We start from the raw sequence: 14965 nt of genomic DNA, 5'->3' as shown, positions 1-14965 counted from the left end.
CCGCTCACGCGTCGGCGACCGACTCGAAACTCACCTCGTCCCGCGCCACGCCCTGGGCGTCCGCGTCCACCGAACGGCGCAGCGCCTCGTGGAGCTTCGCCGGGGTCAGGACGCCGAGGAAATGGGCGCCGTCGAGGACCGCGACCCAGCCCGCGTCGTGCTGGAGCATCACGCCGAACGCCTGCTTGAGCGGGGCGCCGACGGGCACCCATGCGTTCATGCGGTGGGCCAGGTCGCCGACCAGCCCCTCCTCGCCCGCGAGCGACAGCTCGTCGATGCCGACCCAGCCGTGCAGATCGCCGTCCGTGTCGAGGACGACGGACCAGCGCGCCCCCTCGTCACGCAGCCGCGCGGCGGCCTGCCGGGCGGGCTCGCCGGCGCGGGTCACGGCGGGCTGGTCCAGGTCGTCCGGCTCGATCTCCGTCACGGAGAGCCGCTTCAGACCACGGTCGGCGCCGACGAACTCGGCGACGTACGGCGTCGCGGGCGTGCCGAGCACCGCGCCCGGAGTGTCGAACTGCTCGATACGGCCCTGTCCGTACACCGCGATCCGGTCGCCCAGCCTGACGGCCTCCTCGATGTCGTGCGTGACCAGGAGAACCGTCTTGCGCACCGCGGCCTGCATGCGCAGGAACTCGTCCTGCAACTGCTCGCGGACCACCGGGTCGACGGCGCCGAACGGCTCGTCCATCAGGAGCACCGGCGGGTCGGCGGCGAGCGCGCGGGCCACACCGACGCGCTGGCGCTGGCCGCCCGACAGCTGCTCGGGGTAGCGGGAGCCGTACTGCTTCGGGTCGAGTCCGACCAGGTCGAGCAGTTCGGCGGCCCGGGCGCGCGCCTTGGACTTCTTCCAGCCGATCAGCGCGGGCACGGTCGCCGTGTTGTCGAGAATCGTGCGGTGCGGGAAGAGGCCGACCTGCTGGATCACGTATCCGATGCGGCGGCGCAGCTTGACCGGGTCGACCTGCGAGATGTCCTCGCCGTCGACGAGGATCCGGCCCGACGTGGGCTCGATGAGGCGGTTGACCATCATCATCGTGGTGGTCTTCCCGCAGCCCGACGGGCCGACCAGGGTGACCAGTTCGCCCTCGCCGACCTCGAAGGACAGATCGTCCACGGCCGTGGTGCCGTCCGCGTACCGCTTGGTGACTCGGTCGAACCGGATCATTCCCTCACGCTAACCGCGACGGTCACTCCCCGCTCACCAGCACCACCTCCAGGGTGCGCGGGCCGTGCACGCCCTCGACCCGGTCGAGTTCGATGTCACTGGTGGCGGAGGGACCGGAGATCCACGTCAGGGGCCGCGTCGGGTCGAGCCGCTCCAGGGCCTGCGGAACCGACGAGACGACCTGGTCCGGGACGCGCACGACGCAGATGTGGTGATCGGGGATCAGCGTGATGCGGCGGCGCCCCTGGTCGGGCGAGCCGTCGAGCACGATGGTGCCGGTCTCGGCGACGGCGACCGCGCAACCGGTGACCACGCTCCCCACCTTGTCCACGTCGTGCGTGGTGCTCACGGCACGGTCGTGCACCCGGGTGGGATCGGCGGCGGACATCCACTCGGGCGGAAGGCCCGGGGGCACGAGCACGTACTGCGGTCCCCGCGCTGCGAGCAGCCTCATGATCAGGTCCGGGAGCTCCTCCTCGTCCTGGCAGCGATGCACGATCGCCCGGTAGTCCGCCAGGTTCGCGGCGAGCAGGCCGACGGTCTCCTCGGTCGTCCGGGAGCCGTGCTCACGCCGGTACTCCCGGTCCACGGCCGTCTCGTACGACGTCTGCGCATCGCCCCGGGGCGCCTCGCCCAGCGCGCGCCGGACCCGGCCGAGGATGATGTCCCTGCTGCTCACTTGCCGCTCTCCTTCTTGCCGTGCGTGCGCTGCCACCAGTCCCTGAACGGCTCCGCCGGCACCTGCGGCAGATCCCGCGTCGCGCTCCAGGCCCGGCCGGGGCCGGGGAGCGTACGGGGATGGAAGCGGCGCGTGCGCGAGGCCACGCGCTGGCCCGCACGCAGCGCTCCGGGATGGACGAACGCCCAGCCGGCCGCGCGCATGGCGGCCCGCTCCGCCGCATGGCCCTTCGCCGGCTTCAGGACCACCCTGTTGCCCTGCCGGGTGGCCGGTCCGCCCTGCACGACCCGCTCCCGCAGGTGCACGAGCACTTCGGGGATGTCGATGGCGACGGGGCAGACCTCGTAGCAGGCGCCGCACAGGCTGGAGGCGTAGGGGAGTGAGGCGTCGATCTCGCTTGTGGTGCCCCTGAGTTGGGGGCTGAGGATCGCGCCGATGGGGCCGGGGTAGACGGAGCCGTACGCGTGGCCGCCGGCCCTCTCGTAGACCGGGCACACGTTGAGGCAGGCCGAGCAGCGGATGCAGCGCAGGGCCTGGCGGCCGACCTCGTCGGCGAGGGTGTCGGTGCGGCCGTTGTCGAGGAGGACCAGGTGGAAGGCGCGCGGGCCGTCCGCGGTCTCGGTGTCGCTGGTCCCGGTCCACATCGACGTGTACGGGTTCATGCGTTCGGCCGTCGAGGAGCGGGGGAGTGTCTGGAGGAAGACCTCGAGGTCGCGCCAGGTGGGGACGATCTTCTCGATGCCGACGACCGAGATCAGGGTCTCGGGCAGGGTGAGGCACATGCGGCCGTTGCCCTCGGACTCCACGACGACGAGGGTGCCGGTCTCGGCGACCATGAAGTTCGCCCCGGAGATGCCGACCTTGGCGCGCAGGAATTTCTCGCGCAGGTGGAGGCGCGCGGCTTCGGCCAAGTCGGCGGGGGTGTCGGTGAGGTCCTCGGGGGCCGGGCGGCCCCACTCGCCCATCTCCTTGGCGAAGATGTCGCGGATCTCGCCGCGGTTGCGGTGGATGGCGGGGACGAGGATGTGGGAGGGGCGGTCGTGGCCGAGCTGCACGATCAGTTCGGCGAGGTCGGTCTCGTAGGCGGCGATCCCGGCTTCTTCGAGCGCTTCGTTGAGTCCGATCTCCTGGGTGGCCATCGACTTGACCTTGACCACTTCGGACTCGCCGGTCTCCTTGACCAGGCGTGTCACGATCCGGTTGGCCTCGGCGGCGTCGGCGGCCCAGTGGACGACGCCGCCCGCCGCGGTGACGGCCTCCTCCAACTGCACGAGGTAGGTGTCGAGATGGCGCAGTGTGTGGTCCTTGATCTGCTTGCCGGCCTCGCGCAGGAGCGCCCAGTCGTCGAGCTCCGCGACGGCCTTGGCCCGCTTGTCGCGGATGGTGTGCGTGGCGTGCCGGAGGTTGGCGCGCAGGGTGGTGTTGCCGACGGCCTCGTGGGCGGCGACGGGAAACGCGGGCATGCCGACGAACGTGCCGCTCATGACAGGGGCTCCTCTTCCGTGCTCGCCAGGATCTCCGCGATGTGGACGGGGCGCATCGAGGTGTGCAGGCGGGACATCGTGCCACCTAGGTGCATCAGGCAGGAGTTGTCCGCCGCGCACAGGACGTCGGCGCCGGTCGATCCGGCGTTGCGGACCTTGTCCTCGCCCATGGCAGCCGAGACATCGGAGTTCTTGACGGCGAAGGTGCCGCCGAACCCGCAACACTCCTGGGCACCCGGCAGCTCCTTGAGGTCGAGTCCCTTGACCGCCTTGAGCAGTTGGTAGGGCCGGTCGCCGAGCCCGAGGGAGCGCAGGCCGTGGCACGTCGGGTGGTACGTCACGGTGTGCGGGTAGTACGCGCCCACGTCCGTCACCCCGAGCACGTCCACGAGGAACTCGGTGAGCTCGTACGTCTTCGGCACGACCGGTGCGAGAGCGGCCGCGAGCCCGTCGCCGCGGCCCTCCGCGCGGGCCCGCTCGCCCATGCGCGGGTACAGCTCGCGCACCATCGCCCCGCACGACCCGGACGGCGTCACGATCGCGTCGTATTCACCGAATACATCGGAGAACTTCCGGGCGAGCGGCTCCGCCTCATGGCGATAGCCGGTGTTGTAGTGCGCCTGCCCGCAACAGGTCTGCCCCATCGGGAAGTCGATGTCGACACCCAGCCTGGTCAGCAGTTTCACCACCGCACGGCCGGTGTCCGGATAGAGCGTGTCGTTGACACACGTCAGGAACAGTGCGACGCGCATCGCGGCCCCTTCGTATCGATCATCGGATGGGTGCAGGGTACGCGGCAGGCGGCCCGGAGGGGAGACACCTGGCGTCACCGTTCGGTGAGGCGCCGTTCGGCGGCCCGCCACGCGGTGTCGTTCCCCCGCGGCTCGTACCGGGTCAGGGGCTGGGTTCGGGCGAGGAGTTCGCGCATCGCCGCCCGGTCGCCGACGAGGCCGTGGGCGCGCGCCTGCACGAGTACGTTGCCCAGGGCCGCCGCCTCGGCGGGGCCCGCCACGACCGGGAGACCGCAGGCGTCGGCGGTCAACTGGCACAGCAGCGCGTTACGGGCGCCGCCGCCCACGATGTGCACGACGTCGACCGGGTGGTCGGCCAGGTGCGCCGCGTCGGCTATCGCCCGCCGGTGCGCGAGCGCCAGGGAGTCGAGGATGCACCTGGTCGTCTCGGCCCGGGTGCGCGGCACGGGCAGGCCGGTGGCCCGGCAGGCTTCCGCGATGCGCTCGGGCATGCGCCCCGGGGCGAGGAACACGGCGTCCCCCGCGTCCACCACCGACCGCAGCGGCGCGACGTCCCCCGCCTCCCGCAGCAGCGCCCCGAGTTCGGGATCCCCCCAGGCGCGCAGGCACTCCTGGAGCAGCCACAGGCCCATGATGTTGCGCAGATGGCGGACCGTGCCGTCCAGTCCCAGCTCGTTCGTGAAGTTTGCGGTACGGCTCGCTTCGCTCAGGACGGGGGCATCGAGTTCGAGACCGGCCAGCGACCAGGTGCCGGTGCAGATGTAGGCGAACCGCTCGCCGGGAGCGGCCGGGACGGCGGCCACCGCAGAGGCTGTGTCGTGCGAGCCGACGGCCGTCACCGGAACCGGACCCGTCAGCCCCGTCTCCTCCAGCACCTCCGGCAGCAACTGACCCGCCGGGTCCCCGGGCCGCCGCAGCGGCGGGAGGAGCCCGAGATCGACCCCGAGGCGCTCGGCGACCGTGGACGCCCAGTCGCCGGTGCGCGGGTCGATCAGCTGAGTGGTCGAGGCGTTGGTCAGCTCCGTGCCCTGCTCGCCTGTCAGCCAGTACGAGATCAGATCAGGGATCAGCAACAGCCGTCGCGCAGAGGCGAGTTGAGCGGATCCCTGTGCCGCCACGAGCTGGTAGAGCGTGTTGAACGGCGCGTACTGCAACCCCGTCGCCGCGTACAGCTCGGCCGCCGGCATGCTCGCCCACACCTTCTCCGCCACGCCCTCCGTGCGCCCGTCGCGGTAGTGCACGGGATGGCCGAGCAGTGCGCCGTCCGCGTCGAGGAGGCCGTAGTCCACGGCCCAGCTGTCGATGCCGACGGACGCGATCCGCCCGCCCGCCGTGGCGCCGGCGGCGCGCAGCCCGTCCAGCACGCCCGCGTACAGGCCGAGCACGTCCCAGCGCAGCCCCTCCGGAAGCCGCACCGGACGGTTGGGGAAGCGGTGGGCCTCCGCCAGGGCGAGGGTGCCGGGGCCGACCCGGCCGACCATGACGCGCCCGCTGGAAGCACCCAGGTCGACCGCGGCGAACGCGCCCGTCCGGGCGGGAACCGGAGGCGCCATGGCCGCGCTCATCGCAGGAAGGCCGCGGCGACGCCGGCGTCCACCGGAATGTGCAGCCCCGTCGTGTGCGTGAGGTCCCCGCCGGTCAGGGCGAACACCGCGTTGGCGACATGCTCGGGCAGTACCTCGCGCTTGAGGATGGTCCGCTGCGCGTAGAACTCGCCGAGCTTGTCCTCCTCGATCCCGTACGTCGCCGCGCGCTGCGCGCCCCAGCCGCCCGCGAAGATCCCGGAGCCGCGCACCACTCCGTCCGGATTCACGCCGTTGACCCGGATGCCGTGCTCTCCCAACTCGGCTGCCAGAAGCCGGACCTGATGTGCCTGGTCGGCCTTGGTCGCGGAGTACGCGATGTTGTTCGGGCCCGCGAACACCGCGTTCTTCGAGGCGATGTACACGAGGTCGCCGCCGAGCCCCTGCGCCCGCATGACACGCGCGGCCTCGCGTGACACGAGGAAGGAGCCGCGCGCCATGATGTCGTGCTGGAGGTCCCAGTCCCGGGCCGTCGTCTCCAGGAGCGGCTTCGAGATGGAGATGCCCGCGTTGTTCACCACGAGGTCGACGCCGCCGAACGCCAGGACCGCCGCGCCGAAAGCGGCGATGATCTGCTCCTCCGACGTCACATCGACCGTGACGGCAACCGCCTTGTCGGGACCGCCCAACTCCTCGGCCACGGCGGCCGCGTTGTCCCCGTCCAGATCCGCGACGACCACGCACGCGCCCTCCGCCACGAGCCTGCGGGCGATCGCCTTCCCGATCCCGCTGCCCGCGCCCGTCACGAGCGCGACCCGGGTGGCGAGCGGCTCGGGCTTCGGCATCCTCCGGAGCTTGGCCTCCTCCAGGGACCAGTACTCGATGCGGAACTTCTCCGACTCCTCGATCGGCGCGTAGGCCGACACGGCCTCGGCGCCGCGCATCACATTGATCGCGTTGACGTAGAACTCGCCCGCGACACGCGCCGTCTGCTTGTCCTTGCCGAAGCTGAACATGCCGACCCCGGGGACGAGCACGATCGCCGGATCGGCACCCCGCATCGCCGGGGAGTCAGGGCCCGCGTGCCGCGTGTAGTAGGCCGCGTACTCCTCGCGGTACTCGGCGTGCAGCTGCCTCAGCCGCGCGACCGCCTCGTCCAGGGGGGCCGTCGGCGGCAGGTCGAGGACCAGGGGCCTGACCTTCGTCCGGAGGAAGTGGTCGGGGCAGGACGTGCCGAGGGCCGCGAGGCGCGGGTGCTCGGTGCGCGACAGGAAGTCGAGCACGACGTCCGAGTCGTCGAAGTGGCCCACCTGGGGCCGGTCCTGGGAGGCGAGCGCCCTGATGAACGGGGCGAGTGCGGCGGCCCGCTCCCGGCGGGCGGCCGGTCCGCCGCCGGTGTACCCCGCGAGCAGCGGGCCGAACGGCTCGGCCCTGCCCCGCTCGGCGAGGAACGCCTCCGCGGTACGGATGATGTGCAGGGAGCGCCGCTCGCACTCCTGTGCCGTGTCGCCCCACGCCGTGATGCCGTGACCGCCCAGGACGCAGCCGATCGCCCTCGGGTTGGCCTTCTTGACCGCCGCGATGTCCAGGCCCAGCTGGAATCCGGGCCTGCGCCACGGCACCCACACCACCGTGTCGCCGAAGCACTCGGCGGTCAGCTTCTCGCCGTCCGCGGCGCAGGCGAGAGCGATCCCGGAGTCGGGGTGCAGGTGGTCCACGTGCGCCGCGTCCACCAGTCCGTGCATCGCGGTGTCGATGGACGGCGCGGCGCCGCCCCTGCCGTGCAGGCAGTAGTCGAACGCGGCGACCATCTCGTCCTCGCGCTCCACCCCCGGATACACGCTCTCCAGGGTGCGCAGCCGGTCCAGGCGCAGGGCGGCGAGCCCGTCGGCCGTGAGCGTCCCCAGGTCGCCGCCCGAGCCCTTGACCCACATCAGCTCGACGTCACCACCCGTCACCGGGTCGGTCGACGTGCCCTTCGCCGAGGTGTTGCCCCCCGCGTAGTTCGTATTGCGCGGATCCGCGCCCAACCGGTGCGAACGGGCCAGGAGTTCGCTCACGCACGCGTGCTGCTCCGTCATGTCGCTCATGCCCCCCATCCGGCCTGCTCGCCTCCGACGCGGTCCTTCACGATCCGCTCCTGCCATCCTGACCGCCGGTAGGCCCCCATGGGATCCGGGTCGAGCCCCAGTTCTTCCCTGACCTCCTCCAGCAGGGGACGCACGTCCGTGTTGTACGCGTCCATCAGCACCCCGTTGGCCGCCAGCACATCGCCCTCCCGCTGGGCCGCGGCGAGCGCCTCGGCGTCGACGAGCAGCGCCTTGGCCGTGGCCTCCTGGACGTTCATCACCGAGCGGATGATCGCGGGGATCTTGGCCTCGATGTTGTGGCACTGGTCGAGCATGAACGCGATCCCGGAGTCGGTCTCCAGACCGCCGCCCCGCCGCACCTCGTACAGGATCCGGAACAGCTGGAAGGGGTCCGCCGCGCCGACCATCAGGTCGTCGTCCGCGTAGAAGCGCGAGTTGAAGTCGAACGCGCCGAGGCGTCCCTCCCGCAGCAGGAACGCGACGATGAACTCGATGTTCGTGCCCGGCGCGTGATGCCCGGTGTCCACACACACCTGCGCCTTCTCGCCGAGCCTGAGGCAGTGCGCGTACGACGTGCCCCAGTCCGGCACGTCGGTGGCGTAGAAGGCGGGCTCGAAGAGCTTGTACTCGAGCACCATGCGCTGGTCGTCGCCAAGCCGGTCGTACACGGTCCGCAGCGCCTCGGCGAGCCGGTCCTGGCGGTCCCGGAGGTCGTCCTGGCCGGGGTAGTTGGTGCCGTCGGAGAACCACAGCTTCAGATCGCGCGAGCCGGTGGCGTCCATGATGTCGACGCACTCCAGGAGGTGGCCGACGGCCTTGCGGCGCACCGCGGGGTCCGGGTTGGTGACGCTGCCCAGCTTGTAGTCGTCGTCCTGGAAGACATTGGAGTTGACCGCGCCCAGCTTCACGCCGCGCTCCTCGGCGTACGCGGCGAGCTTCGCGTATCCCTCGGGTCCGCCCTCGACGCGGTCCCACGGTATGTGCAGCGCCACGGTCGGCGCGGCGCCTGTGAACGCGTGGACCTGCGCGGCGTCGTCGAGCTTCTCCCGCGGGGTGCGGGGCACGCCGGCCTGGGCGAACACCTTGAAGCGGGTGCCCGAGTTTCCGTATGCCCAGGACGGTGTCTCGATCGACTGGCGCTTCAGGACGGCCTTGGCGGCCGTTGTCCGCGCCTCGTGTGCTGTGGACCCGGTCATGTCTCTCCTGTGAACGAACGATCGTTGTGAAACGATTCAAAGCCTGACGCTAAAGGGCCGTGCGGGGCGTGTCAACGGCCCCGCACGGCCTTGTCGGTGACGGTGCCCGCGGCGCGATCTCCCAGGCCGCAGGCGCAGTTCAGCCTTCGTGCGTCAGCGTGAAGCGGTGGGTGCCGGGGGTGAGGGCGGAGACCGTCACGCGGCCGGAGTCCAGGCGCACCCCGGACGCCGCGGATCTGCCGTTCCGCCAGAGCGTCCGTCCGCCCGAGCGCACCGTCGCGCCCCGGCCGCCGTCCGTGGGCAGCGCGACCACCCCCCGGGTGCCCCGCGGCGCACGTACGGTCAAGGTGTACGTGTCACCCTCGCGCTCCCACTCCACACCCAACGGTCCGTGTGGTGTGGGTAGTTCACCCCGGGCCCAGCGCACCGAGCCGGTGAACGGACGCACCTCCCAGGCGGCGTACCCCGGCGACGTCGGCCTGGCGCCGAGCAGCTGATGGGTGAGCGCGGGCAGCACTCCCGTGGACCATCCGTGCGCCATGCTCGTGTACGCGCCCTCGTACAGCGAGCCGTTCGGACCGATGCCCTCCCAGTGGGTGATGCCGGGGTCGTGGCTGTCCATCCACCCGTAGGTGCGCTTGATCTGGTCGATCGCCGAGTCGGCGAGGCCGCTCTCGAAGCGCGCCACGAACTCCGGGTACGAGGTGAAGGCGTACACCCGCTGGGAGGCGCCACCGAAGAGGGTGTCGTTGTCCATGAAGGCATTGCCGTAACGGAGTTTCGTCGTCGCGTCCAGGTGGGCGAGCGCCGACGCCGCCCGCTCCGCGCCCGCGACGCCCGACGTGATGGCGATCGCGTTGCCGTCCTGCGCGTGCCGGACGGCGCCGGTCGCGGAGTCCAGATAGGCGCCCGCCGCCTCGTCCCACAGATGCGTGTTGACCGCCTGGGCGACCTTGTCCGCCCGCTCCCGCCACCGCCCCGCGTCCGCGTCATGACCCACGTGCTCCGCGATCCGGGCCGCGTCCTTCAGGGCCTGCACGTAGTTGGCGTTGTAGTACGTGATCCGGCCCGTGCGCCCGAGGAACGCGTAATCCCCGTACCCCGACGTGCCGTTGAGGCCCTTGCTCAGCAAGCCCGCGTCGTCCGTCACGCTCGGGTACCACGTGTCGAGGACCTTGACGAGCTGCGGGTAGTAGCGCTCGGCGTAGTCCTTGTCGCCGGTGTACAGGACGTAGTCCCAGCTGCACGTCACCCACCACAGCGGGTAGTCGAACAGAGGGAGCGTGTACTGGTTGATGGAGGCCGGCGGGATCCAGCCGTCGGCCCGCTGGTGCTCGGCGAGGTCCGCCAGCACGTTGCGCGCGGCCTCGGCCGCGTCGTCGTGCGTGAGATAGAGGGTGCGCCCCGCCACCGCCACGTCACCGACGTACGGATCCCGGTCGCGCTTCGCGCCGTCGTGCAGGACGAGCTTCCCGTCGAGCGATGCGCTGAAGGCGCCCCGCGGGTCCACGTCGTCCTCGCGGAAGGTGTCGACGACCAGCTCGTTCGTGTACGAGGCGCCGTACCAGTAGCGGTTCAGCTCCTCGTCGGAGCACAGGAACCAGCCGCGGTACGACTCCGGTGTGCCGAGATACGCAGTGAAGTCGAGCGACACGGCGTCCACGGCGACGGTGCCCCACGGCTGCGCGGCGGGCGCGTCGGACGGCAGCGCGTCCAGCGTGATCTTGAGATAGCGGAAGCCGTGCAGGCCGTCCGCGTACACCTTGTCGCCGCCCGAGGCGTAGCCCTTCTTGTCCGTCCACTGGGCGCCGGCCGCGGGCACGGCGTACTGGTCCGTTCCCTTCGAGGCGCCGCCCGCCTGGTCGTTGCGGGTGAAGTCGGAGCGGTCGGTGAGGAACTGGAGCGTCTCGGAGAAGGCGAGGCGCACCCCGGGACGGTTGCCGGACGCCGAGGCGAAGTCGACCTTCGGGTGGCCGACGACGACCTTGCCGAAGTCGAGTGTCACGCTCGGTGCCACGACCGGGTCCACGGCCTCGGGCCAGATCTCGTTGATCCGCGTGAACACGCCCTGCCCGAGGTCCTGGGCCGAGGTGACCGTGATCCGCACCCGCGCCGTGGACACCGGCGCGTCGAAGCGGACGGCGCGCTGCACCGCGCTGTTGCCGGTGACGGCGGCGACCTTCCGCCAGTCCGAGTCGACCCAGGCGTCCACCGTGAAGTCCGTGGGTACGCCGTCCGTGTCGGACACCAAGGTCAGGCCCGAGAGCGTGCGCGCCTCGGGCACCGTCACCGTCAGGGTGTCGGGGAAGGATCGCTCGGTGTCGTCGTTCCAGAAGGTGTCGAGGTCGCCGTCGACGGCGTGCTGCGCGTCGTACGTGCGCGGTCGGCCGTCGCCTCCGTTGTTGCCGGCGTGGGTGGTGGAGCCCTCGGCGGTGGTGCCGTCGGGCCAGCGCGGCGGCGCGGGAGGTTCGGGGCGGCGCAGGACGGTGACCTGGCCGCCAGGTTCGAGGAGGGCGTCGGGACGCGTCACGTCACCGGCCGACCGGACGATCCGCACCGGCCGCACCGTGCGGCCGGACGGCGCCTGGACGTAGCGGTGCCAGGCCGCGTCCGGGACCTGTCCGGCACCCGAGCCCGCAACCGGTGCGGTTGCCGCGGCCGTTACCGCGCCCAGGAGGGGCAGCCCGGCCGCGGCCAGCACCGCCCCGCCCACACCTGCTCCGAGCACGGCACGCCGGTCGGGCCCCTGTGCTGTCTTCACGTCATCCGTCACGTCTGTGTGCCTCCGTCCGCCCGCGCCGGGACGGGGCAGGAGTGAATCGATGTGGGCATGGGCTCATCTCGGCCTCGTGGTCCGTCAGTCGGAGAAGCGGTGGGTGCCGGACGCCGCGGCGAAGACGGCGCAGCCGTCGTCCATGCGGAGGAACTTCGCGGTCCCGTGGGTCACTTGGGCCACGTCGGACGCGGGGATCCACACCTCGGCGGTCGTGTTGGCCGGCACGGTGAGGGTGAGCCGGAAGCCGCCCGAGTCCACCGACCACTTGGTGCTGATCGGCCCCTGGACGGAGTCGTAGCGCCCCTCCGCCCGCGTGATCCCGCCCCCGGGCCGTGGCCGCACGAGGATCTTGCGGAAGCCCGGCTCGGCCGGCGCGATACCGGCGATGTTCGCGTACATCCACTCGCCGACCGAGCCGTACGCGTAGTGGTTGAACGAGTTCATCCCGGCGTCCTGGAAGCTGCCGTCCGGCTTGATGGAGTCCCAGCGCTCCCACATCGTCGTCGCGCCCTTGTCGATCTGGTAGCCCCAGCTGGGGAAGGACCGCTGGACGAGCAGCCGGTAGGCGACGTCGGTGTGTCCGGCCGCGGTGAGGACCGGCAGCAGGCGCGGCGTGCCGAGGAACCCCGTCGACAGGTGCCAGTCCTTGGCCTTGACGAGAGCGACGAGACGGTCGGCGGCAGGGCCGCGGTCGCTCTCCGCGAGCAGGTCCATCGACAGGGCGAGCACGTACGCGGTCTGCGTGTCGCCCTTCACCTTGCCGCCGTCCGAGACGTACGCCGCGCGGAACGCGTCGCGCACACTGCCGAACAGGGACGTGTACGGCGCCGGGTCCTTGCCCAGCGCCTTCGCCGCCCGTGCGACGAGGTCGGCGGCGTGGGCGAAGCAGGCCGTCCCGATGACGTCCTTGGGCGTCTCGTCCTGGAGGTTGAGCCAGTCCCCGAAGCCTTCGGCCGGGCGCAGGAATCCGCTGCTGTGCTTCTCCAGGTAGTCGAGCCACTTCAGCATCGACGGCCACGACTCCTCGAGGACGCGCGTGTCGCCGTACGCCTGGTACAGCGCCCACGGGACGGTCACGCCCGCGTCGCCCCAGCCCGCGACGCCGTTCCCGACGCCGGGCATGTCGGGGGCCACGTTCGTGAACGCGCCCTCGTCGCTCTGGCCGTCGCGCAGGTCGCCCAGCCACTTGGTGAGGAAGCGGGCCGACTCCATGTTGTAGGCGGCCGTCGGCGCGAAGACGTTGATGTCACCGGTCCAGCCGAGCCGCTCGTCGCGCGCCGGGGTGTCGGTGGGGATCGAGACGAAGTTGCCGCGCTGCCCCCAAGTGATGTTCTGGTGCAGCTGGTTGAGCATCGGCACGTTCGTCGAGAAGTCCATGGTGAAGGGTGCCGCCGTATGGATGACCCGCCCCACGACGGCGTCGAGCGGCGGCTTGCCGGGGTAGCCGGTCACCTCGACGTAGCGGAAGCCGTGGAAGGTGAAGCGCGGCTCGTACGTCTCCTTGCCGCCGCCCTTGAGGGTGTACGTGTCGGTGGCCTTCGCCGTCCGGAGGTTGGCGGTGTAGATCGTGCCGTCCGGGTTGAGGACCTCGGCGTGCCGCAGCCGTACGGTGGTGCCGGCCTTCCCGGCGACGGTGAGGCGGACCGCCCCGACCATGTTCTGACCGAGGTCGTAGACGAACACGCCGGGCTTCGGCTCGGTCATCTTCCGTGCGGGCAGCTCGCGTTCGAGGCGGGTGGGCCCGCCCGCCTCGGCCACCAGGGCGGCGCTCACCTTGTCGACGGCGGTGGCCGCGACCCAGGCGGAGTCGTCGAACCCGGCGCGCGTCCAGCCCTCGGTCTCCAGGCGTGCGTCGTACTCCTCGCCCGCCATCAGGTCGGCCTCGGTGACGGGCCCGGTCGTGGCGCGCCAGTCGGTGCCGGACAGCACCCGCTCGGTCGATCCGTCGGTGTACGTGACCTCCAACTGGGCCAGGAACGCGGGCCGTTCGCCGTACTGATGCGGGCCGAACCAGGCGATGTTCCCGGCGTACCAGCCCGCGGCGACCGTCGCCCCGAGCGCGTTGGCCCCGGACTTCACCAGCCCGGTCACGTCGTACGTCTGGTACTGGACGCGCTTGCGGTAGTCCGTCCAGCCCGGCGCGAGCCGGTCCTGGCCGACCCGCTCGCCGTTGATGTGGGCCTCGTACAGGCCGAGGGCCGACGCGTAGAGGCGCGCCCGCGCGACCGACCGGCCCTTGAGCCGGAACTCGTGGCGCAGCTGGGCGGCGGGGGAGTGGGATGGTGTGACCTTGCCCCAAGGGCCCGAGCCCCACTTCGCGAGGGGCTTCGCGGCCTTCCACGAAGTGTCGTCGAACCCGGCCGACTTCCAGTCGCCGGCGGGCTCCTGGTCGGCGGCCTTCCAGTCGGCGCCGGTGACGAAGGTCTTCACGCCGTCGGCCGTCGTCAGCTCCAGGAGGCCGAGCAGGCCGGCGGGGCTGTCCGTGGCGTTGACGGCGGAGACGGCCAACGTGGCCGCACCGGCGCGGAGCTGGGCGGTCACGTCGACGACGGCCGGGCGGCGCCAGTTCTCGGCCGGGCCGTCCGGGTCGGCGTGCGCCACCTCGGTGCCGTTCACGTAGGCGGTGTAGCCGTCGTCGGCGGTCATCACCAGGCGGGCCCGGGTCAGACCTTCCGGTATGTCGGCAAGGCCGCGGAAGTAGCGGGTTCCCGCCGGGGCGCCGGCGGACGGGTCGCCCTCGGGGAACCAGATCCAGGAGGCGTCGTCGAGCGCGGGCGCCCCGATCAGCGCCGCGGGCGCGCCGATCCACCGGGCGGACCAGTCGGACGCGGCGGTCAGACCGGTCTCCCACCAGGACGGCTCGCTCCACTCCGAGGCTCGGCCCGCGGTGTCCCAGACCCGGACCGACCAGTAGTAGCGGGTACGCGCGGCCAGGGCGGGGCCCGCGTAGGGGACGAGGGTGGACTCGGGGGACGCGACCTTGCCGCTGTCCCACACATCGGGGTCGTTCAGGCGGCTCGCAGTCGTGGCGACACGTATTTGATAGGCGCTCTGGGCCCGCCCCGGTTCGTCCGACTCCAGGGGCCAACTCAGCCTGGGATGCGGCACGTCGAGGCCGAGCGCCTGGCTCACGTACTCGACGGTGGGTGCGCTCACGCGCACGGCCTTCGTGGCCCGAGCTCCTGCGGCGGCACCCGAGGCGGGCGCCGCCTGCGCGGCTCCCGGTGCGGCGGAGGCGATGGCCGTCCCCAGGGCGGCCGTCGCGGTCGTGCTGAGCAGTCGTCTTCTGCTGATCAC

9 protein-coding genes are annotated in these 14965 nt (G+C 71.7%); all 9 read right to left on the bottom strand.

The features are described from left to right. Window positions 1–4 precede the first annotated feature (4 nt). A complete protein-coding gene (locus OHO83_RS06210; RefSeq protein ID WP_266678053.1) occupies window positions 5–1168 on the bottom strand; it encodes an ABC transporter ATP-binding protein in 1164 nt (387 codons plus the stop codon). A 22-nt stretch (window positions 1169–1190) separates the two neighbouring features. Next, on the bottom strand, window positions 1191–1847 hold the full coding sequence (locus OHO83_RS06205) for a LutC/YkgG family protein (RefSeq protein ID WP_266678055.1): 657 nt from the start codon (window positions 1845–1847) through the stop codon (window positions 1191–1193). Then, window positions 1844–3331 carry a LutB/LldF family L-lactate oxidation iron-sulfur protein gene (locus OHO83_RS06200; protein WP_266678057.1) on the bottom strand — a complete coding sequence of 496 codons (1488 nt, stop codon included), beginning with the start codon at window positions 3329–3331 and terminating at the stop codon, window positions 1844–1846. Before OHO83_RS06200 ends, OHO83_RS06205 begins: the two co-directional genes overlap by 4 nt. Beyond that, window positions 3328–4083, bottom strand: coding sequence for a (Fe-S)-binding protein (locus OHO83_RS06195; protein ID WP_266678059.1), 756 nt, complete (start codon window positions 4081–4083; stop codon window positions 3328–3330). Before OHO83_RS06195 ends, OHO83_RS06200 begins: the two co-directional genes overlap by 4 nt. A gap of 74 nt (window positions 4084–4157) precedes the next feature. Beyond that, window positions 4158–5636, bottom strand: coding sequence for a rhamnulokinase (locus tag OHO83_RS06190; protein WP_266678061.1), 1479 nt, complete (start codon window positions 5634–5636; stop codon window positions 4158–4160). An 8-nt stretch (window positions 5637–5644) separates the two neighbouring features. Further along, the gene (locus OHO83_RS06185) at window positions 5645–7687 is read right to left on the bottom strand and encodes a bifunctional aldolase/short-chain dehydrogenase (protein ID WP_266680172.1); all 2043 of its coding nucleotides are present in this window, start codon (window positions 7685–7687) and stop codon (window positions 5645–5647) included. A 5-nt stretch (window positions 7688–7692) separates the two neighbouring features. Beyond that, window positions 7693–8892: an L-rhamnose isomerase gene (rhaI, locus tag OHO83_RS06180; protein ID WP_266678063.1), complete on the bottom strand. Its 1200-nt coding sequence runs from the start codon at window positions 8890–8892 to the stop codon at window positions 7693–7695. 139 nt (window positions 8893–9031) lie between these two features. Beyond that, window positions 9032–11665 (bottom strand): alpha-L-rhamnosidase-related protein, encoded by a 2634-nt coding sequence (locus OHO83_RS06175; RefSeq protein ID WP_266678065.1) that lies wholly within the window; start codon window positions 11663–11665, stop codon window positions 9032–9034. An 84-nt stretch (window positions 11666–11749) separates the two neighbouring features. Further along, on the bottom strand, window positions 11750–14965 hold the full coding sequence (locus OHO83_RS06170; RefSeq protein ID WP_330278854.1) for an alpha-L-rhamnosidase: 3216 nt from the start codon (window positions 14963–14965) through the stop codon (window positions 11750–11752).

This window comes from Streptomyces sp. NBC_00569 (assembly GCF_036345255.1).
Taxonomy (GTDB): domain Bacteria; phylum Actinomycetota; class Actinomycetes; order Streptomycetales; family Streptomycetaceae; genus Streptomyces.
This window is presented reverse-complemented; position numbering and strand designations above follow the sequence as displayed.

Excerpts from the sequence above, each read along its gene's own strand:
- OHO83_RS06195 (WP_266678059.1), bottom strand. The coding sequence starts at position 4,083 with ATGCGCGTCGCACTGTTCCTGACGTGTGTCAACGACACGCTCTATCCG.
- OHO83_RS06190 (WP_266678061.1), bottom strand. The coding sequence starts at position 5,636 with ATGGCGCCTCCGGTTCCCGCCCGGACGGGCGCGTTCGCCGCGGTCGAC.
- OHO83_RS06210 (WP_266678053.1), bottom strand. The coding sequence starts at position 1,168 with ATGATCCGGTTCGACCGAGTCACCAAGCGGTACGCGGACGGCACCACG.
- rhaI (WP_266678063.1), bottom strand. The coding sequence starts at position 8,892 with ATGACCGGGTCCACAGCACACGAGGCGCGGACAACGGCCGCCAAGGCC.
- OHO83_RS06185 (WP_266680172.1), bottom strand. The coding sequence starts at position 7,687 with ATGACGGAGCAGCACGCGTGCGTGAGCGAACTCCTGGCCCGTTCGCAC.
- OHO83_RS06200 (WP_266678057.1), bottom strand. The coding sequence starts at position 3,331 with ATGAGCGGCACGTTCGTCGGCATGCCCGCGTTTCCCGTCGCCGCCCAC.